This is a genomic window from Symmachiella macrocystis (assembly GCF_007860075.1).
Lineage (GTDB): Bacteria > Planctomycetota > Planctomycetia > Planctomycetales > Planctomycetaceae > Symmachiella > Symmachiella macrocystis.
Map to the genome: position 1 here is coordinate 401,826 of NZ_SJPP01000003.1, position 24,585 is coordinate 426,410.

The following is a 24,585-nucleotide window of genomic DNA, read 5'->3' on the forward strand; positions in this document are numbered from 1 at the left end:
TTGGTGTATGCGGACAACTGTCCTAATGAATGCCCTGCGGCCAGTAAATCTGCCAGGGTATTCGCACAAAAAAACCGCCGACGCGCGGGCGCCGACGGTTGGACGTTTTTGTACAATTTTCCTCATGCAGGCTGGGCAGCAATGCAATGTAAACTCGGCCTGGCTCTTAGAGGTCCATCCAAATCAGGGTGTTTCGGATTGTTTCAGACCGCCGACCAATTCCATGGCTGCTTCGGTCATTTGCCGGCCTGCATTGGGGCGGACACGGGAGATCGAGGCTTCGTAGCCCCCCGTGACCGCGGCTCGGGGCGTCACGATGTAGCCCAAATAGCCGTTGGAATACCCGGCGAGCACCATTGATTTGTCCAACAACTGCTTAATCCGCTGCCTGAGTTCCAAGGCGTATTCCACAAAAATTTCGCCGGGGATCGAGACAATCACCAAATCGCCGATTTGCAACACCTGCACCTCGGCTTGATACTGCTCGGGCATCTTGAGGCTGCCGTCGGCTAAGCCTTTCGCGAAACGTTCATTCATGCTGTACAGCCGCAACCGGTTGCGGATCGCTTCGCGCAATTCCTTGTTCGCGGCTGTGTCCTCTACCGCTTTTAACTCTGCTTCGGCTGACTGGATCGCAGCCTGCGTTTCGTCCAACGAAGGGATCTGCCGCGCCGCCAGATTCAATGTGGTCGTCGCTCCGGCTAGTTCGATTTCTTCCTCGCCGCGAATAAACCCAGAGGCTTTGATCACTTCACCCGCAACGGTCCGCCCCAAGCGTTCGATCTCCATAAACGGATCGCCACTGCGGTGCACGGTCACATCTCCTGCGGCACCTTGGGTAAAGATTGCCACACCCCCGAGCATGTTTTCTACCGCCCGTTGGGCAGCTCCGGGATATTCGCCCGACAGCAACAGATTATTCGAGCCGACGATCACCGGGTGACCGGTGAAGTTAAACAAGGTGGCAATTGTCTTACGGCCCTCGCGTTCCTCGACACGAAGCACGCCGACTTGCGTATCGACAAGATCGTTGCGCTGCTGGCGATTGCGCGTCGCCCCTTTGAGTTCCCCTGCGTGAAAACCTGCCCGCGCGGTCACTCGGTTATTAAACGCATCCAGGCCCACTTTGGTAAACCGTTCCACAAAAAACGCGGCCGATTTCTCATTGGGATCGTCAATTTGTCCCGGCCGGTTCACCGAGGGAGAGGAATGATTGTGCGTGCTGGAGACCATAATATTTTGCGGCGGAATACCGGTTTCCCGTGCGATATTATCACGCACGCGGGCGGTGATGTCGGCACTGACGTTGATCAGATCCGAACCGATGATCAAAACTTGCGTCTGTCCGTTATCCAGTACGAGCGCACGGGCATAAATCTCGTCATGCACCCCTGTGAACGGTTCCAAACGGTCAAAGAACCCGCCCATCTTGGTGGGAAACGGGGGAACGATGCTCTCTCGGGCTGCCCCGGCACGCAGTTCTGCGCGTGCGGTCTCGTCGAAACAAAGACAACAGAGAATGAACAGCAGTGTACTGAGGACTAATCTACGGGACATGCCTATTCCCTCGGTTACGGGCTACCTGCAAAGGTGGTGTCAAAAACAAGCCGACCAAACAAAGATCTAAACGTGCTGAGCCACTTGGCGTCAAGTCACGCGCAAGGCTCATGAGGACTCGATTCGGTATCATCTGTGATTTTTTCATTTGTGTTGAGCCTGAAACGGTTCCAGGCACATCGGGTGACGGACGCCGACTCATCTCCTCGTGAGTCGACGCATGTCGCCGCAAATCTTAGCGGACTATCCGGATGCGTCGCGCATGCGTTCCAACATTTGTCCCATCATTTGATGCACCACATTGATGGCTTTGAGTGGGCGGATCATTACCTTGAATTCACAGATTTTTCCTTCCGCATTCCATGAAATGATGTCAACTCCGTTCACGAAGATGTTGTCAATCTCGGTTGTGAATTCTAAAAACGCAGCGGACTCCGAGACGGACTGCTTGACGTAAGTAAAAGTCTCATTGAAAAACACTTTGCTCGCGGCAGTCAGGTAAAGTAATGTCGCCGCCTTTCCACTCTGAGCGGTGTGCACGATCGGAGAGTAAAACACGACATCGTCGGCGAGAAGATCGGCGAGATCTTCGGTGTTTTTGCTATGTGAAATCATTATCCAAGATTCCAGGGCAGGTGGAAGCATGTCGGTGTGTTCCTCATAAAGAATTCCTGGGAATTCCCCTACCCTACCCCCTTCACATCACGCTGCCCACTCACTTTTGCATCACCAGCGGAGTTGTTGTGATTCATTCCGCCCCGCTATGGCCAATTCGCAGTATTCCATTTCGACTAGGTGTTACCCAAAAGTCGGTGGGCATCTTGGGCATGTTGATCTCCTTGAATTGCGCCCATAGCCCGTATTCCTCCACGTCCAACAAAAAGTAAAGTCAAGAAGACCAAGATGCCCAAGTATTTTTTGAGCCTGACTCTGAGCTTATTCATCCCTGCTAAAACAACGACTCCGGTCAGTCGGCCTAATCACACAGCGGGTTGCGCGTCGGGAAGTGGGCAAACCGCTCAATGATCATTCATTGAAATCAGATCCTTTAGAATCTACGTCTCCGCCCAATGTTGCACCTTGCCGCCCCGCAGCGCCAGGTTGGCCATGTGTGCTGCGCTTGCTGCGGAGACGCCTGCTTCGGCGGGGGCGTTGGGGGTCTTGCGGCTGCGGATGCATTCCAGCCAGTTGGTCAAATGCAGCAACCGGCCGTTGGGGGTTTCGTAAAAGTCCTTGCCGCGCGATCCGCTGCCGAGCACCAGTTCACGATATTTAATCTTGCGATTGTGCTCGGGGTGGATTTCATAACGGCCGCGGTCACAATACAGCGTCGCATCGGTCCCCATGTACTCCATCATGGCGGCATTGCGGGCGTTGACGAAAGTCCCTTCGAAATAGACCTGCAAGTCTTGCTGGGGATAACGCATTAACGTCTGCACTGTATCGGGTGTCTGCCAGACGTCTTTCGCCATGAAATGATCGCCAATGCTGGTTGCCATCTGCGGATGGTCCAAATCCAAGAACCAGTGCGCGACATCGACGTAGTGCACCATCAGATCGGTAAAGATCCCGCCGCCGAAATCCCAGAACCAACGCCAATGCCGAAAACGGTATTCATCGTACGGTTGCTCCGGCGCATTTCCCAAGAATCGTTTCCAGTCGACTGATTTGGGATCGATGCCATAGTTCTTCTTTTGCGCTCGCGGCGAATTGCGATTCCAGGTCAGGTGCACTTTGCGGATTTCTCCCAGTTCGCCGGAGCGGATGATCTTATTGGCTTCAATCAGGTGCGGCATGCTCCGTTGTTGCATGCCGACTTGCACGATGCGTTTGTGTTCATTTTGCGCCGCAATCACCGGCGGGCCTTCGGAGAGATCGTGTGTGAGCGGTTTTTCGACATAGACGTCTTTGCCTGCTCGACAGGCATCAATGGTAATCGGCACGTGCCAATGGTCGGGGGTGCCGATAACGACTGCATCGATGTCTTTACGAGCCAGCAGTTCGTGGTAATCCTTGGTCGTCGCCGCTTTGGGGTCGGCCATTGCGCGGCCTTTTTGTAGGTTGTCATCCCAAATGTCGCAGACGGCGACGATCTTCACACCGGGAATCTCGCCCAGCGTTCCCAGCAATTGTCGGCAGCGGCCGCCGGTGCCGATGGCTCCCACGTAAATGGTTTCGTTGGCAGCGTAGCCGCGCGCGGTCGCAGTATAACCGGCCGCCATCAAACCGGCCGAAGCGGCACCCACGTTCTGCATGAACTGTCGTCGCGGCTGCTGGTCGGCCATGGCTGTTCCTTTGTTGTGTTGATCAAAATGTTAGCGCGGATAAAAGCGAATCACGTTTCCAAGATCGCCCTGACGTGAAAGGCATCAGCAACAATTGCAAATTCCAAACTATCCTGGCCGACGACCAAATGCAATCGGCGCACGGCGATGAACAAGCGATTCGTATTTCATCAATCGATCCGATTGCAGGCCACCTTCATGCTGAGCGACAACGAAGTCGCGATCACAAAAACATCAGATTCGGTTTGCACAAAGTGTGCTATGAAACTTACAATTCAAACCGACGGAGCGAATACTCATCGGATGGCCAAGGTTTGCGATTGCGAATCAGGATGGCCGACTGAACACGCAAGGAGCACAATCGATGGCGTCACAATCTCAACAGGTGATCGAACAAGCCGGTGCCATTCCTTTTCGTAAGCGAAAAGGCAAGCTTGAGTTTTGCTTAATCACATCGGCCCGCAAACAAAAATGGGGTTTCCCCAAAGGGATGATCGACCCCGGCGAGACCTATCTAGAGACAGCGCTCAAAGAATCCCATGAAGAAGCGGGCCTACACGGCGAGATCATCGGCGACCCGGTCGGCAGCTATGAGTACAGCAAATGGGGCCTGGAGTTAAACGTGACCGTCGTGCTCATGCAAGTCAGCAGCGTGGATGACGAGTGGGACGAACAACACATCCGCCGCCGCCGCTGGGTCAGCGAAAGCAAAGCCCGCAACCTAATCGACCGCGCCGAGCTGTGCGCATTGTTGGGTGATGCCATCGAACGCATCTCGTCGCTCGAAGATTGACCCCAAATGCTGGGTGCATCGCGACACATCCGGCTGCGTTTCCATGACGGCCCTATTCTGCCGGCTTCAACCGCCACGACTCATCAAAGAAATCCGCCTGGACTACTTTCCCCGGGTATTGGCTATTGGGTGGGGTGCGGAGGTCGATAATGGCCCAGTCGGGGAGTTTGGGGACTTGCCGGGCGTTGTTGAGGTAATCGTATTCGCGGTACGTGAAGCCGCTGTTGAGCACGATGTACTTCTCGGGATTGAGCGGACTGGGGAAAATCAGCACCGGTACGTGCGATCCCGCTGGATAGGTGTGCTCTCCGACGGCCACTGATTTTTCATCCCAGCTGATCGGCAGCTTGTCGGCGATTTTCGCGAGCACAGCATTGCTACTCGGATCACCCCACAGGACTAGATTTGCGCTGGCGATGTCCTCGTCGCTGATCGCCGTATCTTTTTTCACACGGGCATGTCCACGGAATTGCAGTCGCCAATGTTTGACCGCGTGGTCGAATTCCTGTTGGACCCACTTATTGACATCCGGGTGGCTGCCCTGGCCGGTGGGAGTTACAAAAATGAATGAATCCAAAAAGGCATCGTCGATCGGCCCTTGCAGGTCATGTTTTTTGTGCAGGCCTTCCGTGACGCGTGTGCCGAGCTTCCAGGTCCCGTCCTCTTGTCGATAGAGCGAACAGTCCCAGGAACGGTCTGAACGAGGAGATGGGGCATCGATCAGTTGGTCGTCGATTTCGATTTCAACCGGCCGACGGATATCGAACGGGCACCAACCTGACGGCATGTGGAAACTGATGTCGTTGACATTTTTTGTTTTGACCTGCAGCGACTTATCGCCCAAGATCTTCGCATCGACACGGGCCTGTTGCCAATGCTCTCCCAATCCGTCGATCGTCACCCAATTCGTTTTGTTGTATTTGAGTGTGTAGGTGACAAAATGGATTTCGCGCGGTATCCACTCACGACCACGGGCAGCGAGTGCGGCGAGGCGGGTTTCGATTTCTCGCAAGGAATCGGGATGAATGCGGTGTTTCGTCTGCGGGCCGATGATGTGCACCAGATCGATATGCTCGGCTTTCAGGGCAGTCTGCATAATATCGGCGGCTTGTTTTTGGATATCCAATTCCCCGCTGTAAGCGATTGTCGGACATTGATACAGATTCACGGCATTGTCCGTGCAGTCGTAATAGTGCCACAACAGGCGTTCGTAGTCAGTCGGATTGAGAGTTTCTTTTTGAAAGAACTTCAAAAACTCCGGCGTTTCCGAAAATCCTGCTCCGGGATTGGCGGCGAACCACCGGTCGGGGTAGTGCACCGCAAATTGCCATGCAGCGGCGCCCCCCATCGAGAAACCTCGAGCGGCGATACGATCGTCGTCGACCCGATAATGCTTGCAGGCGTGGTCCAGTGCTTCCAGGACATCGATTTCGCCGGCGAATTTGAACGCATTGCTATACCGGCCGTAGGGATGCAGAACAATCGTATCGGCGGGTGAGATATTGCCGACGCGTTTCGAGCGTTGATTGATGAAATTGACTTCACTGAGCGTTTCGCCGCGACCATGAAACCACAAGTCCAGCCTCCGCGACTCACCATCGGGAAATCCGTAATTCTCAGGAATCACCAATCCATACGGCTGAGCGCTATGGTCGATCCGCGACCGATATCCACGGACGACCAGTCCGGTTTGCGTCGTCCAGGGGGCGTTGCCTTTGAGCAATTGCATCGCCCGTTCAGTTCCGGTGACCAACAATTCTTTGGCGGCCGCGATGTCGCCGGGGGCGAAGAATTCGTTGTAGGTCAGCGCATCGCTCACGGCACGGTGATAGATCTCGACATCGGGCAACAATTCGAGGGCGAGCGGATCTTTTTTCCCCTTGAGTTGTTCGATTAGCGAATTCAGTTCAGTGAGCCCCGCCTTCAAGTGCTGCCGGTCGTCGTCGGAGACCTCAATGCCGGGTCGCGGCACGGGGCGCACGGTCGTCGGGTCGTTGTCGCGCACGCCGTCGGCAAGAGCAGTACGCCCCAGGAGTACGGCCAAACAGAACAGGACTGACAAACGGAATAAGTGGTGCATCAGGGTGTCCATCTCTAGAATCAGGCGGGCAAAGCGTTGGGTTTGTTGCGCAAGGGATTCGTCTGTTGAAAAAGAGCGCGAGTGCTAACGGTGCGGCCGATAGACACACTGCTGGACAAGCCAGCTGTGGCGACCAACACCTCACGTAAGCCGATGAACCTTGATTATTTCACCGGATAATCCCGCCACAACCAGCGCAACGATTCCGGCAGGATGGCGCCACCGTGAATCCCGTTGTGGGCGCCGGTACCGTAGACGAATTTGTAGTCGTACTCTTTGAAGGCCAATGACTTGGCCAGCTGTTGGTTAGCGAGAGGCCAATTTCCGTGAATGTTGTCGAGATCTTTTTCGCCGTCCTGCATGAAGATGCGAATCGGTTTAGGATCGGTTTTGCGGATCTGGGCTTGGTAGTCGTGGCCACCACGGATATTGGTGAAGCTGCCGACATGGCTGAGCACTTTGCGGAATGCGTCGGGCCGCTCCCAAGCGACCGTCCAGGCACAAATGCCGCCGGAACTGATACCACCGATCGCTCGGCCGTTGGGATCATCCGTCAAATTGTAATCTTTGCCAACAGCGGGGAGGATTTCTTCCAGCAAGAATCGTGCGTATTGATCACTGAGCGTGTCGTATTCGAAGCTGCGGTTCGACTTAGGTTTTCCCTCCGGTTTCGCGGCCGGGAAGGTGCCGGGATTGAGAAAGATGCCGATCGTGACGGGCATTTCGCCTTTGTGAATCAAATTGTCGAATACGGTCGGGACGCGAAATTGCTGTTCGGTATTCACGTACCACTTGCCGTCCTGAAAGACCATTACACAGGCCGGCTTTTGCGGGTCGTATTGTTTTGGGACATAGATCCAATAGTCGCGGACGGTCCCGGGGAACACCTTATCGCTGGTCCAGGTCCCTTTGGTGACGGTTCCTTGCGGCACGCCCTCTTGGACCATTGAATCGGGTCCGAGTTTGTACTCCTCTTCAGCGGCGGCAGCCATGGAGGCTGTGATGAGACAAACGGCAGCAAGGGGGAGAAGTATTTTCATGATTGTGCGAGTTCCAATTGATGAATGTAACGACAGGTTGTTTTGGAGGTCGACTGATTTTAAGAGATTAAGGACGCTGCCACGGTACGCGACCGCCGCGTTGGATTTGTCGCCGTTGAGCGGCTGACAGACGTTGTCTGATCTTAGGACGCTGCTCGATCAGATTGTGTTGTTCCAGTGGATCGTCTTTGAGGTTGTAGAGTTCCAGCGGTTCATAGGGACTGTTTTGTAACAACTTCCAGTCGCCGCTGCGCACGGCATCGATTGTTTTCCCACCGTAAGTCCGGCCCCCTTCGCGGCGGGTAAAGAAGAGGTCGCGTTCAAATTGCGGCACGGACTCGCCCCGCAGGACCGGCAGAATGCTCAGTCCGTCGATTTCATGATCGATCTTCGCACCGGCGGCAGCGGCGACGGTAGGGAACAGATCCATGGTCAATGCAATATGATCCGAGCGGCTTCCCGGTGCAATTTCGCCCGGCCAGACGGCGCACATGGGGACGCGGAGGCCCCCTTCGTACATTTCCTGTTTGCTGCCCCGCAAAGCGCCGTTGCTGGCGCCGACCTTTAAATAGCCGCCGTTGTCGCTGGTGAAAATGAGCAGCGTATTCTCCAACGCACCGGTTTCCTTGAGTGCGGCAACGACTTGGCCAATGCCGTCGTCCAAATGTTCGATCAATGCCACGAGTGCCGCCCGTTGCTTATTGATTCCCGGTTCGCGGGCGAGCACTTTTTTTAACCAATCTTCGGGCGGCTGGACTGGCGTGTGCGGCGCATTGTAGGCGAGATAGAGAAAAAACGGTGCGTCACGTTGCTTACGGTCGCGAATGTAATCGACCGCCCAGGCAGTGAACAAATCGGTGGCGTGTCCACTGGGGTCGATCGTTTCGGTATTTCGTCGCATGTAGTTCTGATCGTGACGGCGGTGATGGTAATAGTCGTCCATCATGTCGCCCAGAAAACCGTGAAAGAAATCAAAGCCGCGCGCATTCGGATGGTTTTCCGGTTCCAGTCCCAAATGCCATTTGCCAATGATTGCCGAATGATATCCAGCCGGTTTGAGGATTTGCGGAAGCAAGACGGCGTCGGGGGCCAGATATCCCCAGCTATTTTCCGGATGCGTGCGAATCACACCGGGCACACCGACCAGTTCTTGATACCGCCCCGACAACAACGCCGCGCGTGTCGGCGAACAGACGGGGCAATTTGCGTAAAAATAATCCATCCGCATGCCGGCCCGCATCAGCTGATCGACATGGGGCGTTTGCATGTCAGTTGCACCGTAACTTGACAGGTCGCCGTAACCAAGATCATCAACCAGGATCACGACGATATTCGGGCGATTCGCCGCCTGTAGTGGCACATCGCACAAACAAAGACAACTCATCGCGAGGGTCGCTAAGAGTACAAGTCTCGACAAAATTGTCTTTTTTTTGCGCACCCCAGATTCTCCTTGCCTTGGTTTTTCATGCGGCCAATTCGATGTCTTACCTTAACACAGCCGCGGATCGTGTTGTAGTAACGCAACGCAATCTTGCTGGGGGGCGGATGAACATCGCTTTCCTCGGCAAAATGTTGCGAATCCGCAACACTGCCGTAGGGATATACCCACCGTGGTTGTGGTACTTCGTCATCAAATTACGTTCCCAGACACCCGCGTTTGTTGATGTAATCGGAATTGCCCCAAGGACAGATGAAACTCGCCCTCATCGAACCGATTCTTATGCTAAGTTTTTACTAGAGGCGGGTGCGGCGACGAATGCCGGACCAGAGCCTGAAAATCAAAATTTGAAACGGATTTTCATCCGCAATTATTAGCGGATGCCATAGAACACAGACGCGCAGCTCTCGCGCCTTTGGGCTACGAAGCTGCAAACCTTGTTCACAGGGACGTATCAAGTTTGACTCACTTTACAATCGGCCTGAGGGACACGTCGTGCCGTTAATCTCGTTTGTTAACTGGGATGCAATTCCCGGCGTTGCGCATGCTGCGTTTGGTGGCTGGGGCGTAACGGCGCTGGGGGTGATTTGCATCCTGCAATACGTCGTCTATCTGCAGCGGACACGTGCCAACCAGGATGAAACGGCATCCGCGTTCCACGAAATCCGTTCGGAACTGGATAACATCCAAAAAGATCACCGAATCACCCGCTTGGAAAACCGGCTGCTGCGGGAATTTGTGAGTGAGACCGATGTTGATCGCGCCATTCGGGTGCTGCTGAACAATCTGATCCCGAACACGGATCGTGGGTTCGCCGTATCGTTGGAGATCTCGGACAAGAATATTTCCGTCGGTCAAAGCCGCGGGTTGTCGCGTGAAGCGCGCAAAGCGTTAATCGTCGATCCTGAAATCCTGGCTCGCGCTGCGGGGGGTGAACCATTCATTCTTGAAGGGCAAGAATTTCGAACCAGCTGTCTGGCGGGAAGCTTGACGGTCGCGGATCGCCGCCATATCCACCGGCTATTCATCATCGGTATCGAATCAGAGGATGCATTATCCGGCCTAGTTATCGCCACACATATGTTTCACGCCGAAACGGCCGATCAACGGCATTTCGCGCTGTTGAAACAATTGGTCCAACGTATCAGCGAACTGCGTCGCGCCGCACTCGCACTCGAATCGCAACGGCACGAACTGACCCGCACGAACGATATTCTAGAACTCCGCGCAATCACTGACACCCGTTTTGAATCCCCCGTCGATATGATCCAGGAATTCATGACGGCTTTGAGGGGAAAAACGGCGGCCAACCGAGCGGTGTTGTATATTTCCACAACGGCCGAAGGAGTCTCTCGAAATTCATTCGTGCGTTGCGGCACTGTGCCCAATCCCAATGTCGAACGGCAATTGTGCCAAGCCGAGGATGCCATCGCTGCTCAGGCGCATTCCACGTTGACGACGCAGGTTTTCAACCGCACCGACCTCTTGCGACATGGCATCCGCAGCTTCTTGACGCACGCCCTGGCCGTTCCGCTGGTTCGTAAAGGCGCTACCGTGGGCGCGATCTGCTTGTCACGCGACTCGTCTGACAAATTTCACGACGCTGACCTCGAACTCGCCATGTGGGCGGCCGACTACTTAGCCGGCACGATTCTCAATGCACTACAGCATGCCCAGGTGGAACAAAGGGCGCGGACCGACGGTTTGACCGGCATGGCTAATCGCGCCAGCTTCGACGAAGCCATCAAAAACGAAGTTCGCTCAGCAAATGAGACGGATGGTTATTGTTCACTGCTACTGCTCGACATCGACCGGTTTAAGGTAATCAACGACAAATTTGGCCACCTGGTTGGTGACCACGTTTTGCGTTCGGCGGCACAAACAGTCCTCGCTTCGCTAGAGCGTCTGCGCACCCAGGACCGTGTTCTGGCTGCGCGGTATGGAGGTGAGGAATTCGCCGTACTGTTGCCGGGAGTCAATGAAACTGGCGCAGCGCGGATGGCTGAAGTGATCCGCACAGCGATCAGCGATCATACGTTCGTTTTCGCCGGTGCCACGATTCCCACCACGGTGAGTATCGGCGTCGCCACACTGCCCAAACACGCAGAGGACGTTAATCAATTGATCGCAGCCGCTGACGGCGCGCTGTACTACGCCAAGGAATCGGGCAGAGACCGCGTTGCCATCGCTCGCTCTACGGATCCGCGCCGCGACGATACACCTGTTACTCTGCCTGGGGCTTCGCAGTCTCTTTGACCAGTGCCTGTACGGTGTCGACAATCCGCGTTTCCAATCCCGATTTCCAGGAACTGGGTTGCTGGTAGGGAATCATGGAACTTGCCCCTTCATAGCCACCTTCCTCGAGCACGCGTTCCGAGGGGATGTAACACATCACATCGTTGGCGTAACCGGTAACCCACGTCTTGCCTTGGCCCAGCTCGTTTTTCAATCGCAGGGAATAATCAACCACAACTTCGCCGCCAAGCGCCACCCACGTCAATTCGGTCCCCAATTTCCACACTTGCACGGGATAGGGGTACGTTGCTGACAGCGACCCTTCTTGCTTCAGACGATCTAACAACCGCTGCGCACGGCGAACGGTATAGGCGCTTGTGCTTTTCAAATCCGCCTGAAGTTCTTCACTGGAAGGAATCTGTTGGAATTCCAGATCAACGCGACGGAACGCTGTCGAAAGTTCCGGTCCTACGGGCATCATTTTCCCATCGAACACTTCCTCTACGCCGGTGGCCAGCATGCGGCCGTATTTGACTCCCAGTTCTAATTTGCGTCGCGGCAACGGATTTTGGTCGGCGCCGCAACCCGCAAAAAACAGTGCCGTCGCACCGGGATGTCGCTCTTCTAAAAACTGGCTGGCTTCACCAGCGTAATCGCCCCACCACTGATAGAAACTCATCACTGTGCAATGGCAGGCATAACCAAACACGATACCGCGGATCTGCTTTCCATCGGGCGACGTGATGCGCAGCACCGGGACTTCGTGGTCGATGGGACCAACACCAATCGGCGGACGGCGGTTTACAGCAAATTCCGCTTTACCAATGTCGGTCTCCAAAACCGAGGGTTGCAAATCGACGATTGCTGCGGAAATCACGCGAATTAATTTTTCATTCAACACCAATTGGTATTTGCGAATTTTGTCCCACTCCGCATCCGGGATGTTCATCATGTAGCTCAGTTCGTCATCCAGCGCCGGCCCACAATGTGTGTGCGAACATGTCAGCATGATGTCCGCCCGAGTCAAACCGTGCTGCTCTTGCACAGCGTCGCAAACGATTTGGGCCATTTTTGCGGGGATCCCGATCAAATCGGTCGAAACCATCACCGCTGTCTTTCCCCCCGGAGACCGCAGTGCGATTGCGCGAGCGAACAGGTCGCTGACCTTGCCTTCAACCGGTTTGTTCCGTCCGCCATAACCGGAAAGAAACTGGGGTTCCTCGGGTGTAATCACCACCTTTGCGAATCCGGCGGACCACTGAGCAGGCGCATCCTTCTCAGCAGCCTGTAATTCTGACGTGAAAAAGAGCGCAATAAAAAACAGAACCAATGGAAAAATCAGACGGAAACATTTCATATAGAGCTTCGCTTTCTGCAAGACGAATGAGCAAGATCGTGATGCGGCGGGGAGTCATGATTTTTGTTTGTAATGAGAAGAACCACGAACAGGAACGCGTCAGACGACCGGCTCAGTGGGTGCGTGGTGTTTGGTAATGAAGGCATCGTAGACCCATCCGCCAATCACGCCTCCTACTAGTGGTCCGACGATCGGAACCCAGAAGAAGTAATCGTGCGCGGAGAAGACTCCGCTGCCCCAACCAGCTACAGCGGTAAACAACCGCGGGCCGAAATCGCGTGCTGGATTGATTGCGTACCCGCAATTGATTCCAAAGGTCATACCGATTAAAAACACGGCCATCCCGACAACGACCGGCGCGAAATTCATTTTTGGGGCGACGTTTTTCTCATCCGAGATGGCAAAGATCAATAACAATAAAAGCGCCGTCCCCACGACCTGATCGACAAAGCCGCCGGGGAAGTTGCTCAAGTATTCTTGTGGGTAGGTGGCCCAAATCCCAGCCGTGGCATGCTCGGCAGTCGGTCCCGGAATTTGTCGTACGCCGCCGTCAAAATGATCGATCGCTTCATGGTATGTGGCGAATATCAATGCCGAAGCGACAAAAGCGCCGGCGACCTGCGCCACCATATACGGCAGAACTTTATTCCAGGCAAAGCCCCGATGGCATGCCAAAGCCAGCGTCACCGCTGGGTTGAGATGCGCTCCAGAAACCCCGCCCGCCACATAGACCCCCATCGTGACTGCGAGTCCCCAACCGACGTTGATGGAAAAAAAGTCGCCGAATTGCGATCCGCCCAACGTCACCTGCGCGTTCACGCCCACGCCAAAGACGATCAAAATGAACGTCCCGATAAATTCTGCCGACAACTCACGCGTCAGGCCTTGTTGCATGTCCGTCTCCACTTCATGCGTTGAGAGATATTTTAATGAGCAACTGTGCTGTACCTAGTCGTTGTTCGAATTGACGATGCACTTTGAGCAGCTACTGACAACTGAGAGTCTCGCCTCGACATCAAGAATTTGGAACACCTGCGTTTTAACAACGAACGACAACCCATCTTTATCGTTCGCGCGGTTTTCATCAAGACACTTGCGACAACCCATGGCTTATTTGAGAGGACCGGTGAGGCGAGCGGTTCCATGAAACCCATGCCAACCGCACTGCATGCGCTTGTGATGTGGTTGAAATACGGAGCGGAGTTTCTATGCTGTGTAGGCAGAATTCGACATTCGTTTGCGAATTGCGTGCCTCACCATTGCCTACTGTTCCATTCAGTCTCCGAGGACGGTCATGTTACGTATGCTAGCGGGCTTGCCGGTGCTGAGCCAGGTCTGGCTCTACGCATTGTTGGTGGGGGCCTATAGCGGGTTGGCGGTGTGGAAGGAGCATTCACCGCTCAAAGACCAATGGGACCAACCGGCGCAAATCCATGAGGTATTCGGACTTGTCTTGGGATTGTTTTTGGTCTTTTGGACCAATCGTGCTTACGAACGTTGGTGGGAAGCCCGCACCTTGTGGGGACAGTTGGTCAATACCAGTCGCAATCATGCGGTCAAAATCAAGAACCTCCTCAAACTGCCGGCGAGCGACTTACGACTCTGCGAATCAATTATCATCGGCTTCCCTTATTCTCTGAAAGAACATCTGCGTGATGGTTGCGTTCTAAAACAGGTTCCCGGCTTTGCCTCCTCAGCTGACAATCCGGACCACGTCCCCACTTATTTAGTGTCGTTGTTGTATGACCGTTTTCGCAAATGGTATCAATTGGAGTTGATCACCGGCGATGAACTACGGATCTTGGACCTGGAAGCCAGCCAACTCTTGGAAATCTGCGGCGCTTGTGAACGGATCCGCAATACACTTATCGCCAACTCCTATCGCCGATTCATCCGGCAACTGGTGATTCTACATCTGATAGCGCTTCCCTGGGGTTTGGCGCAGGAGTTCGGCGATGCGACGGTGGTCATTGTAACGATCGCGGCTTATTTCATGATTGGCGTTACGGTCATCGCACATGCAATCGAAGAACCTTTCGGCCACGACGAAGACGACCTAGATTTGAATCTGTTATGCAATAAAATCGAGGGCGGGGTGCGAGAGATTTTTGCCAGGCAAATGCCGCTGAATTCGTAGAATTCCTAGTGCCAAGTCGAATTCAGCGTGGTCATTTCCGGATTATAACGGCTATACGGGTAAAAAATGGGAATGCCCGCCTACCCGATTGAGTGTTGCGGTGTATAGTCTTAGGTAAGCGAACGTCCCGCAAACACGTTTTTCTGGGAATTTCGTCCGACTTCACTGGGGACGCTTCAGGTAGCGGATCCCCGACGCCAACAAGCCGAGACCCCATCAGGGCGGACTTGAGGATGGATACGACCGGAAAAGAGAATCCTCCAGAAAACGACGCGGATGGTGATTCCCAAAGCGCTGAGGCTCCCAGCCCGGACGCTGGAGATACCAAACCAGGCACGAATCGTGATATGTATCAGTCGACAATCTCTTCGGGGATAGTCGGTGATGACGACGGCTCGATGCAAATCAATGCCACGCCCAACGACAAGGCGGCGATCGATCCGCAAGCCCGCGTGGGCACCTTTGTGGGCAAATACCGTATTACGAAAATCATCGGCAGCGGCGGCATGGGCGTTGTCTACGCTGCACATGACTCGATCATCAGTCGCGAAGTCGCCATCAAATTTCTCTCGGGCAAAGCAGCGGGTGACGACACCGCGCTGAAACGTTTCGTGCAAGAGGCACGGGCAGTGGGACAACTACAACATCCCAACGTGGTGGGGCTATTCGAAGTCGACCAAACGGACGGCATTTGGTATCTGGTGATGGAACTGGTGGACCGGGGGACCGCCTCGGACTTGCTCGATTCGGAAAAGACAATCTCGTGGCAACGGGCCACACGAATCATTGCCGATGCTTGTCGAGGCTTGGTCGCCGCCCACGAAAAAGGGTTGATTCACCGCGATATCAAACCGGATAACATTATGCTCACCGCCGACGGAACGGCGAAGATATCGGATTTTGGATTAGCGAAAATCGAAGACAGCGCCGCGCCGACGTTGACACAAATCAACCAAGTGCTGGGTACGCCGCATTATATGAGTCCCGAACAATGTCGCAGTTCCACCGTGGATGCGCGGAGCGACATTTATTCGTTGGGGGCGACCTATTATGACTTGCTGACCGGCGCGCCCCCCTATGCACATTCCACGGACGTGATGCAAATCATGTTCGCGCAGTGCAACGAACCGACTCCCGACCCGGGAGATCTTGCCAATAATTTGCCACCGCTGTGCCGCGGGATCATCGAACAGGCAATGGCTAAGGATCCCGCCGACCGTTATCAGTCCGCCCAGGAAATGCTAACGGACCTGCAAATTTTACTCGAGAGTTCGACTGATAGCCGCGAATCACTGGCTGTCGCGGAACGACTGTCCCAGCTCAGCGGCAGCCGATCCGCCCTCAGGTCTGGACTCCATGACCCGCCCGCTGGTGCCGGACGCCGCAAGTTTCTGATTGCCAGTATTATCAGCCTGCTCACGGTGGCTGTGTTATGTATTCCGTTTATTCTACTGCGGGGCAAACATACCGAGATTGATTCCAACGCAGCGCCGGGCGTTGTCCCGCCGGTGGTTCCCGAGGGACCGCCGATCAAAATCGGGATTCTGCACTCTCTGTCCGGAACAATGGCGCTCAGTGAAAGCGGTGTCGTCGACGCCATGTTGCTGGCTGTGGAGGAATTGAATAACAATGGTGGTGTACTAGGCCGCCCCGTAGAAGCGGTGGTCGCCGACGGAGAGTCGAACGATGCGGCTTTTAAAAAAGCGGCCGAACAGCTGATCAATAAAGATGAAGTCGTAACGATTTTTGGCTGTTGGACCTCCTCCAGTCGCAAACAGGTCAAATCAGTAGTTGAAGAACACAGCCACTTATTGATCTATCCCTTGCAATATGAAGGGTTGGAGCAATCGCCGAACATCATCTACACCGGCGCCGCCCCGAACCAGCAAATTCTCCCGGCGGTGCAATGGGCCTATGCGTTTCAGAAACGGCGGCGGTTCTTTATCGTGGGGTCTGATTATGTCTTCCCCCGCGCCGCCGGCGCAATCGTGACCGATGAGTTGCAGGAGATGGGACTCGAACCGGTCGGCGAAGCCTACGTTCCGCTGGGGCATTCGGAGTTTAGCGAGATCGCTTCGCAAATTGCCGAATCCAAGGCCGATGTTATTTTGAATATGATCAACGGTGAAAGCAACGTCCACTTCTTCCATGCATTGCGTATTGCGGGCATCCACTCGGAGGACGTGCCGACCATTTCGTTTAGCATCGCTGAACCGGAACTCCGCGCCCTCAACACCAGCGAGATGGAGGGGGACTTCGCCGCTTGGAACTATTTCCACTCGCTGGACACACCGGCGAATGAGGAATTCGTCGCCAAGTTCCAAAAGAAATACAACGCGACACGACTGATTTCCGATCCGATGGAGACCGGTTATTTCAGCATCTTCCTCTGGGCAAAAGCCGTGGAACAAGCAGGAACCACCGATGTCGCTGTAATCCGCGCTGCTATGCTCGAGCAAAGTCTGGCTGCTCCCGAAGGGGAAGTTCGCATCGACCCCGAAACCGGGCATACATGGCAGCCGTTTCTAATCGGCCAAGTCAATGACAAAGGCCGGTTCGAAATAGTCTGGAACTCCCCCAAAGCCATTGCTCCGGAACCCTTTCCGGACACCCGTACGCGGAAAGAATGGGAGCAATTCTTAGACGAACTGAAGACCGGGTGGAACGGCCAATGGTCGGCGCCGGCGGACTGATTTCATAAGATTTCGTCCAGTAGCCCTAAAAAACTTCCCCGCAGGGATACCGGTCCGCCTCGGCTGTCGAATGATTTCCCTTGGCGCAAGGCAGCAAAGCACTTACGTTACATACTAATAAACATTGATGTGTTCCTGCCTCTCAGCGGCAAATAGTTGGCGCTCGGTGCGTTTGACTAGCCCGTAGAGCATCTGCTTTGCCAAAGGGAAACGAACATCGTGCGCGGGATTGTCTTTTTGCTCAGTGTGATTGCCCTGGCCGCTGTGCCCGGCATTTTACACGCGGACCATTCGCCCGAGACTCTAGGGACGTTGTCCCATCTGGCAGTCGCCCCCCAACAGATCGTGCTTGAAGGGCCGCGTGCGCGCACGGTCCTGATTGTCGATGGAACCACAGCCAACGGCCAAAAAATCGACGTCACCCGCGATGCGCATTTTGCCGTGCTCGACGCTTCGGTTGCCAATGTCGCCCCCAACGGCGTGGTCCGCGGCATGGCGGATGGGCAAACGGAAGTCGTTGTAACCGTCGCCGAGAAAACGTTCCACGTCCCGGTCACGATACATGCCTCTCAAGTGCCGCAGCTGTTCCATTTCGAAAACGACATCGTCCCGCTGCTCACTCGCTACGGTTGCAATACGTCTGGTTGTCACGGCAAAGCAGAAGGGCAAAACGGCTTCAAACTTTCGGTGTTTGGATTTCAGCCCGAAGAAGACTTTGCAGCGCTGACGAAAGAAAACCGAGGTCGCCGCGTGAGCACGACCATGCCTGAGACCAGTTTGATGCTCACCAAAGCCAGCGGTGGCGTGCCGCACGGCGGCGGAATTCGTCTCCGCAAAGGCTCGGGCGATTATCGCACGCTCCGCAATTGGATCGACGCCGGCACGCCCTTTGGCAACGACGATGCGGCAACCGTTGCCAAAATCACCGTTTCTCCCATTGAGCGTCAATTGACCATGCAGGCGCAACAACAACTGCGTGTTGTAGCAACTTATACCGATGGCCACGAAGTCGACGTGACCGCTCACGCACAGTTTCAATCGAACAACGACGCGCTGGGCAAGGTCGACGAGTTTGGACTGGTGACCGCTGGTGACTCCCCCGGCGACGTAACCGTCATGGCCAGTTACATGGGCGCTGTTGATGTCTTCCGTTCGTTGATTCCTCGTAGCGAAACCATCACCGATTACCCCGCTGTCACTGAATCGAACTTCATCGATCCACTCATTAACGACAAGCTGCGGAAACTGAATATTGTACCGGCCGGTCCGGCGGATGATGCTACATATCTGCGGCGGGTCTATCTGGACGTCATCGGCACCTTGCCGACACCAGCTGAATCCCGCGAGTTTCTGTCCGATTCGCGTCCCAATCGCCGCGCACTTCTGGTGGACGCATTACTCGCGCGTCCCGAATACGCCGATTACCAGGCGCTGAAATGGTCGGACTTATTACGTGTTAATCGTTTGGCTTTGGGGCATAAGGGGGCTTATGCCTATTACCGTTGGATTCGCGATACCTTCCGCGACAACAAACCGATGGATGCCTTTGCCGCTGAATTAGTGACAGCCGCCGGTCCCATGACCGAAGCGCCGGCAGCGCACTTCTATAAGGTCGCCGGAGATGCGCACAAGCGGGCGGCGACATTTTCGCAAGTCTTTTTAGGTGTCCGTATTGAATGTGCACAGTGCCACCACCATCCGCAAGACCGCTGGAGTCAGACAGACTATTACGGCATGCACGCGTTCTTCACGCAGCCAACGTTTCAAGCTTCCAATCTGGGAGAACTGCTGACCAGCAGTGGGCAAGAAAAATCGGTGCATCCCCGCACCAACCAAGAAATCTTCGCCTATCCACTCGCCACGCCCTACCCCAAACAATCCACCACCGGAGACCGCCGCGAACGACTCGCTGATTGGCTGACCGACGCTGAGAACCCGTGGTTCGCCCGTAATATTGCGAATCGTGCCTGGGCGCATTTCCTGGGGCGAGGGTTGGTGGAACCGATCGATGATTTCCGTCTGACGAATCCTCCGTCAAATCCGCAATTGCTCGATGCTCTCGCACGCGAGTTTGTTGAGAACGGTTACGACTATCAGCACCTGATCCGCACCATCACCGCCTCAGCCGCCTATCAACGCGCATCGACGGTCAATAAAACCAACTGGCGGGATGAACAAAACTATTCACGATTCTTGTTCAAACGCATCGATGCCGAAGTCTTGTTGGATGCCGTGGTACAGGTCACCGGCGTGCCTGAAAAGTTTGCCGGAGTCGCTGCCGGTTATCGCGCGATTCAATTGTGGGACAGCCAAGTTCCGCACTATTTCCTCAAAACATTCGGTCGACCAGTGCGTGCAACCGCCTGCAGTTGCGAACGGACCGCGGCGCCGACCGTGGGGCAAGTGCTACACGTTTTGAACTCACCCGAGATCCAGGAAAAACTCTCCCACCAAGGGGGCCGTATCGCTGGTATGCTACGGAGCGGTACGGATGACGAGACGTTTATCAACGAATTGTCACTGGCCTGTTTCAGCCGCCCCCCGACTGAGGCGGAACAAGCCAAGTTGATGGAGCACTTGCAGGGCAAACAAGGCCCCGCGCGGCAACAGGCAGCTGAGGATATTGCTTGGAGCATGTTGAATTCGATGGAGTTTTTGTTCAACCATTGACTAATCAGTGGTGAATGGCCGGTGGCCAGAAATAATACAATACAGCGTTTGCTGGAGGCGTTTGGGATGGGTCGATCACGATTTTGCGATGGGGTTCGTCGGCGGGATATGTTGACGATCGGCGCCGCCGGGATGTTTGGCGCTGGCTTGTCGATGCCGCAGATGTTGCAGCTCCAAGCGGCCGCCGCAGAACAGGGAAAATCGACCGATGACATTTCGTTGATCATTCTGTTCCTGCAAGGTGGAATTAGCACAATCGACACCTGGGACATGAAGCCCAATGCGCCCGCCGAATTTCGCGGCGAATTCGATCCCATCGCGACCAGCGTGCCGGGCATTCAGCTCTGCGAACATCTGCCTCATCTCGCCCAGCAGATGGACAAATTTTCCCTCGTCCGCAGTTTCGCGCATCGCAACTCCAGCCATGGACATGCCGACCATTTCATTCTCACCGGCTACCACCCGACACCGGCGTTTGATTCCAAACTCAAGCCAAACAATGAAAAGCCCTCGCACGGCTCGGTGATTGCCAAGAAGCTCGGTCCCCGCGGCTCGGTTCCCGCTTATGTCGCTTTGCCCAAAATGCACAACAGTGGCGGCGGCGCGTTTTTGGGTTCCGATGCCGACCCGTTCACCGTAGCGGCCGATCCCAACACGCCGAACTTTGCCGTCCGCGATTTGGCGCCCCCGCTCACCGTCCCCGCCTCGCGATTAGGACACCGCCGCGATCTGCTGGCAACGGTGGATCGTTATCAATCCTCGGCCGAAGTTGCCGCCAATCAGTCCGCCCGCGCTTTAAGCACATTCCAACAACGAGCATTTGATTTGATGACCTCGCCGGAAACCAAACGTGCCTTCGACATCGGCGATGAATCTAAAAAACTCCGTGACGAATACGGTCGGCACACGCTGGGCCAATCTTGTCTGATGGCCAGACGGCTGGTTGAAGCGGGGGTGCGTTGCGTGCTGGTGCATCACAGCGATTGGGATACGCACAACGACAATTTCCATATGCTAAAAAACCGGTTGTTGCCCAAGCTCGATACGGGAATGTCGACGCTGTTTAGGGATCTGTCGGATCGTGGGATGTTAGAAAATACATTCGTGCTCGTCACAGGCGAATTCGGCCGCACGCCGCGGATTAATAAAGATGCCGGCCGCGACCACTGGGGCCCCAGCACCTCCCTGGCCATGGGTGGCGGAGGCATGACCAACGGCATCGTCGTCGGCGATTCCGGCCCCCGCGCCGAACGCCCCGTCACCAACCCCTACGGCCCCAAAGACCTCGCAGCCACAATCTATCACAGCCTGGGCATCTCCCCAGAGACGATCTTCCACACCCCCGAAGGCCGCCCCATGCCGATTGTTCCACACGGGGGGAAGGTGATTGGGGAGTTGTTTTCGTAGAGCTCGCTAGTGGCCGGTGGCGAGTGGCTAGTGGCCGGAAAGAAGGTGACGCATCACTGCTGTTCGGCATTATCGTGAATTGGTGGCTTGGCAGAAAGCTATGGACGTCGTAGAGGCTGTCTATCGCGCGACTTCGACTTTCCCGGCAGATGAACGATTTGGTCTCACACAACAATTGCGGCGAGCCGTAGTCTCGGTACCATCTAATATCGCTGAAGGACAAGGGAGAAAATCGACAAATGAGTTCATTCATTTTCTCTCGATTGCCAAGGGCTCACTCTGCGAAGTCGAAACACAACTGATCATTACTCAACGACTGGGATATCTACAAAACGAACTGCTGGATCAGCTACTCACCCAATCAGATGAAGTCGGCCGGATCATGAATGGCCTAACAAGATCCTTGGCAAAAAAAACGAAACCACAGATCCTATGACTTTTTTATTCCTCCTCCCCAATGCTCTAAAGCGGACCTTAAAAGTCTGGCCACTGACCACCGGCCACTGGCCACTAACCCTTCTTCTCACTGTCTACTGCCTACTGCCTACTCTTTTACAGGCCAATCCCCCCTCCGTCTCCTACATCTTCCCCGCGGGGGGACAACGCGGGACGTCGGTGGCGTTTCATGTGGGGGGGCATTATTTGCATGAAGTTTGTCCGTTTGAAATGTTGGGCCTGGGCGTGAAAGCGACGCCGCTTTTGCATCGTGCGCCGCATACGGCATGGTTTGAAGGGCCGCTGGTTCCCAAACCGTATTCTTCGAATAGTGAGGACTATCCAAAAGACCAAGCCGGGGCGGTCAGCATTGCCCCTGATGCGCCGTTGGGAGTTCGTCGCTATCGTGTTTGGACGTCGCAAGGGGTGATTCCCACGATGAAATATGTCATCGGCGATTTTCCAGAAATTGTCGAACAGGAAATCGACGGCCAACCACTGCCGACGCCTGTCGAACTTCCCGTCACCATCAACGGACGTATCTTTCCCCGCGAGGATGTCGATACCTGGACCTTTGCTGGAAAAGCAGGGCATGGTTATACCTGCGAAGTCATGGCAGCACGAATCGGCTCGCCGCTCGATTCCCGTTTAGAAATCATTGGCCTCGCAGGACGCCCTATCGCTGAAAATGTCGACGGCAAGGGGACCGACTCCTTTGTGCAATTCATTGCCCCCAGTGACGGCGAGTATCAAGTCAAAATCCACGACATCAATTTCGCCGGACTGCAACACTTCGTCTATCGTTTGACAATCAACGACGGCCCGGTGATCAACGACGTTTTTCCTTTGGGCGGGCGACGCGGCGAGTCATTATCAGTGGAACTCAACGGCATGAACATTGCCGCCCCCATGGCGACGTTGCAAATGCCCACCACAACCGATTCGACTTACACACATCAATTTGCGAGTGACGGCAAAACCACCAACCCGATCACTTTCGAATTGAGCGACCTCCCTGAATTCTTCGAACAGCCCAACGAATCTGCTACTGAACCGCCGGCGTTGCCCGCAGTCTTCAATGGTCGGATTCAAACTGCCGGCGAAATGGATCGTTGGACGTTTCGTGCTGGGCCAGGGCAGGAATTCCTCTTCGATGTGCGGGCCTCGCGATTGGGATCACGGCTCGATTCGGTGCTGACACTCGAAGCCAGCAACGGAACGGTGTTGGCGGAAAACGACAATCTCGCCACCGACCAGACCGACTCACAATTGCGCCATACGTTTCCCGCCGAGGGCATCTACACGGCGGTGATTCGCGAACGGACTCCGCGCCGCGGCGGGGCGGGGTTCGCCTATCGGTTACATGTCGCCCAACCGATGGAAACAGCGCCCGACTTCCAATTGCAACTCGCGGCCGATGCGCTGACCTTAAAGCGGGGCAGCGAATTGAAATTCAAAGTGTCCACAACCCGCAGCGGGGGTTGTGACGGGCCGATTGAATTATCGTTCGCTGATTTACCAGCGGGGGTGACGGTCTCCGAAACGACGATAGCCGCCAACAAGTCGGAAACGCAGGTCAAATACAAAGCGGACGACACGGCGAAAATTGATGCCTACCGCTTAACGGTCACCGGCACCTGCAAGGTTGGCCAGCAGACGATTCAACGACAAGCGGCGACGACCGAAGCCCCGGTGTTGGATCACCTGTTGCTCGCCGTGGCCATGCCGACACCCTTTAAAGTCATCGGCGCATTTGAAACCAATTACGTCTCACGCGGAGCGACTTATTTTCGGCACTACACACTCGACCGCGGCGGCTTCGAGGGACCGCTGACGATCAGCCTAGCGGACCGTCAGGTGCGGCATCTACAAGGGGTCACGGGACCGGAGATCATAGTGCCCGCCGGTGAAACGGAGTTCGACTACAACATCAAACTCGCCCCCTGGATGCAACCGGCGCGGACCGCTCGCATCGTCGTGATGGCTGTCGGCGTCGTCACCGACAGCGACGGGACCCAGCACAAGGTCTGCTATACCTCAAACATCGCCAATGATCAGATCATCATGATGGTCGCCACCGGTGAGTTGAGCGTCGATATCTCACCCAAGTCCGTACTTGCGGCGCGGGGACGGACAGCTCCGTTGACGGTCAAAATCGGCCGCGGCCAATCGATATCGGGTCCGATCACATTGCAATTGATTATCCCCGCTCATGTGCGCGGCATCACCGCCGATGATGTCACCGTACCGGCAGACACCGACGAGATTTCCCTGCCGATCCAATTTGGGGATAATGAGTTGGGGCCGTTCAATATACCACTACGGGTCCGCGCAACCGCATTGGTAGACGGCCAACCGTATACCGCTGAAGATCAGTTCGAGATACTAACCGATCGTACGCAGCAATAATCGATCCCGGTTGTGCTTGGCGATTTTCTAGAATATCCTGGTATTTAGC

At 55.1% G+C, this 24,585-nt stretch carries 17 protein-coding genes; 9 read left to right on the forward strand and 8 right to left on the reverse strand.

Translation table 11 applies throughout. The features are described from left to right. Window positions 1–183: 183 nt before the first annotated feature. From CA54_RS25065 to CA54_RS25075, 3 genes are all read right to left on the reverse strand, one after another. The gene (locus CA54_RS25065; protein WP_146373738.1) at window positions 184–1,557 is read right to left on the reverse strand and encodes a neutral/alkaline non-lysosomal ceramidase N-terminal domain-containing protein; all 1,374 of its coding nucleotides are present in this window, start codon (window positions 1,555–1,557) and stop codon (window positions 184–186) included. Between the two features lie 243 nt (window positions 1,558–1,800). Beyond that, a complete protein-coding gene (locus tag CA54_RS25070; protein WP_146373739.1) occupies window positions 1,801–2,202 on the reverse strand; it encodes a nuclear transport factor 2 family protein in 402 nt (133 codons plus the stop codon). A gap of 410 nt (window positions 2,203–2,612) precedes the next feature. After that, window positions 2,613–3,842, reverse strand: a complete 1,230-nt coding sequence (locus tag CA54_RS25075) for a Gfo/Idh/MocA family protein (protein ID WP_146373740.1) — start codon at window positions 3,840–3,842, stop codon at window positions 2,613–2,615. A 364-nt stretch (window positions 3,843–4,206) separates the two neighbouring features. Here CA54_RS25075 and CA54_RS25080 point away from each other — a divergent pair, with 364 nt between their 5' ends. Then, window positions 4,207–4,635 carry an NUDIX hydrolase gene (locus tag CA54_RS25080; protein WP_146373741.1) on the forward strand — a complete coding sequence of 143 codons (429 nt, stop codon included), beginning with the start codon at window positions 4,207–4,209 and terminating at the stop codon, window positions 4,633–4,635. 52 nt (window positions 4,636–4,687) lie between these two features. Here the strand turns inward: CA54_RS25080 and CA54_RS25085 are convergent, their stop codons facing one another. The 3 genes from CA54_RS25085 to CA54_RS25095 form a co-directional block, all read right to left on the reverse strand. Then, window positions 4,688–6,715 carry a prolyl oligopeptidase family serine peptidase gene (locus tag CA54_RS25085; protein ID WP_146373742.1) on the reverse strand — a complete coding sequence of 676 codons (2,028 nt, stop codon included), beginning with the start codon at window positions 6,713–6,715 and terminating at the stop codon, window positions 4,688–4,690. 164 nt (window positions 6,716–6,879) lie between these two features. Beyond that, window positions 6,880–7,755 carry an alpha/beta hydrolase gene (locus CA54_RS25090; protein ID WP_146373743.1) on the reverse strand — a complete coding sequence of 292 codons (876 nt, stop codon included), beginning with the start codon at window positions 7,753–7,755 and terminating at the stop codon, window positions 6,880–6,882. Window positions 7,756–7,822: 67 nt separating this feature from the next. Continuing rightward, window positions 7,823–9,139 (reverse strand): sulfatase-like hydrolase/transferase, encoded by a 1,317-nt coding sequence (locus tag CA54_RS25095; RefSeq protein WP_146373744.1) that lies wholly within the window; start codon window positions 9,137–9,139, stop codon window positions 7,823–7,825. A 95-nt stretch (window positions 9,140–9,234) separates the two neighbouring features. Between CA54_RS25095 and CA54_RS25100 the strand changes: the two genes are divergently transcribed. Next, entirely contained in the window at window positions 9,235–9,570 is a 336-nt protein-coding gene (locus tag CA54_RS25100) for a hypothetical protein (RefSeq protein WP_146373745.1), read from the forward strand. Window positions 9,571–9,688: 118 nt separating this feature from the next. After that, complete coding sequence (locus tag CA54_RS25105; RefSeq protein WP_146373746.1) at window positions 9,689–11,449, forward strand: GGDEF domain-containing protein; 1,761 nt, start codon at window positions 9,689–9,691, stop codon at window positions 11,447–11,449. Here the strand turns inward: CA54_RS25105 and CA54_RS25110 are convergent. Together CA54_RS25110 and CA54_RS25115 are read right to left on the reverse strand one after the other, a co-directional pair. Further along, window positions 11,418–12,785: a hypothetical protein gene (locus CA54_RS25110; RefSeq protein WP_146373747.1), complete on the reverse strand. Its 1,368-nt coding sequence runs from the start codon at window positions 12,783–12,785 to the stop codon at window positions 11,418–11,420. The genes CA54_RS25105 and CA54_RS25110 overlap by 32 nt on opposite strands. Before the next feature lie 99 nt (window positions 12,786–12,884). Then, window positions 12,885–13,679 (reverse strand): MIP family channel protein, encoded by a 795-nt coding sequence (locus CA54_RS25115; RefSeq protein WP_146373748.1) that lies wholly within the window; start codon window positions 13,677–13,679, stop codon window positions 12,885–12,887. A 400-nt stretch (window positions 13,680–14,079) separates the two neighbouring features. On the opposite strand from CA54_RS25115, the gene CA54_RS25120 reads away from it, so the two are divergent. From CA54_RS25120 to CA54_RS25145, 6 genes are all read left to right on the forward strand, one after another. Further along, window positions 14,080–14,922 (forward strand): bestrophin, encoded by an 843-nt coding sequence (locus CA54_RS25120; protein WP_146373749.1) that lies wholly within the window; start codon window positions 14,080–14,082, stop codon window positions 14,920–14,922. 233 nt (window positions 14,923–15,155) lie between these two features. Further along, entirely contained in the window at window positions 15,156–17,615 is a 2,460-nt protein-coding gene (locus tag CA54_RS25125) for a transporter substrate-binding protein (protein WP_146373750.1), read from the forward strand. 219 nt (window positions 17,616–17,834) lie between these two features. Further along, entirely contained in the window at window positions 17,835–20,285 is a 2,451-nt protein-coding gene (locus tag CA54_RS25130; protein WP_146373751.1) for a DUF1553 domain-containing protein, read from the forward strand. A gap of 66 nt (window positions 20,286–20,351) precedes the next feature. Further along, on the forward strand, window positions 20,352–21,692 hold the full coding sequence (locus CA54_RS25135) for a DUF1501 domain-containing protein (protein WP_146373752.1): 1,341 nt from the start codon (window positions 20,352–20,354) through the stop codon (window positions 21,690–21,692). Window positions 21,693–21,792: 100 nt separating this feature from the next. Further along, window positions 21,793–22,128 (forward strand): four helix bundle protein, encoded by a 336-nt coding sequence (locus CA54_RS25140; protein ID WP_197532818.1) that lies wholly within the window; start codon window positions 21,793–21,795, stop codon window positions 22,126–22,128. Next, entirely contained in the window at window positions 22,125–24,536 is a 2,412-nt protein-coding gene (locus CA54_RS25145) for a hypothetical protein (protein WP_146373754.1), read from the forward strand. The genes CA54_RS25140 and CA54_RS25145 overlap by 4 nt, the downstream gene beginning before the upstream one ends. Window positions 24,537–24,585: the final 49 nt, after the last annotated feature.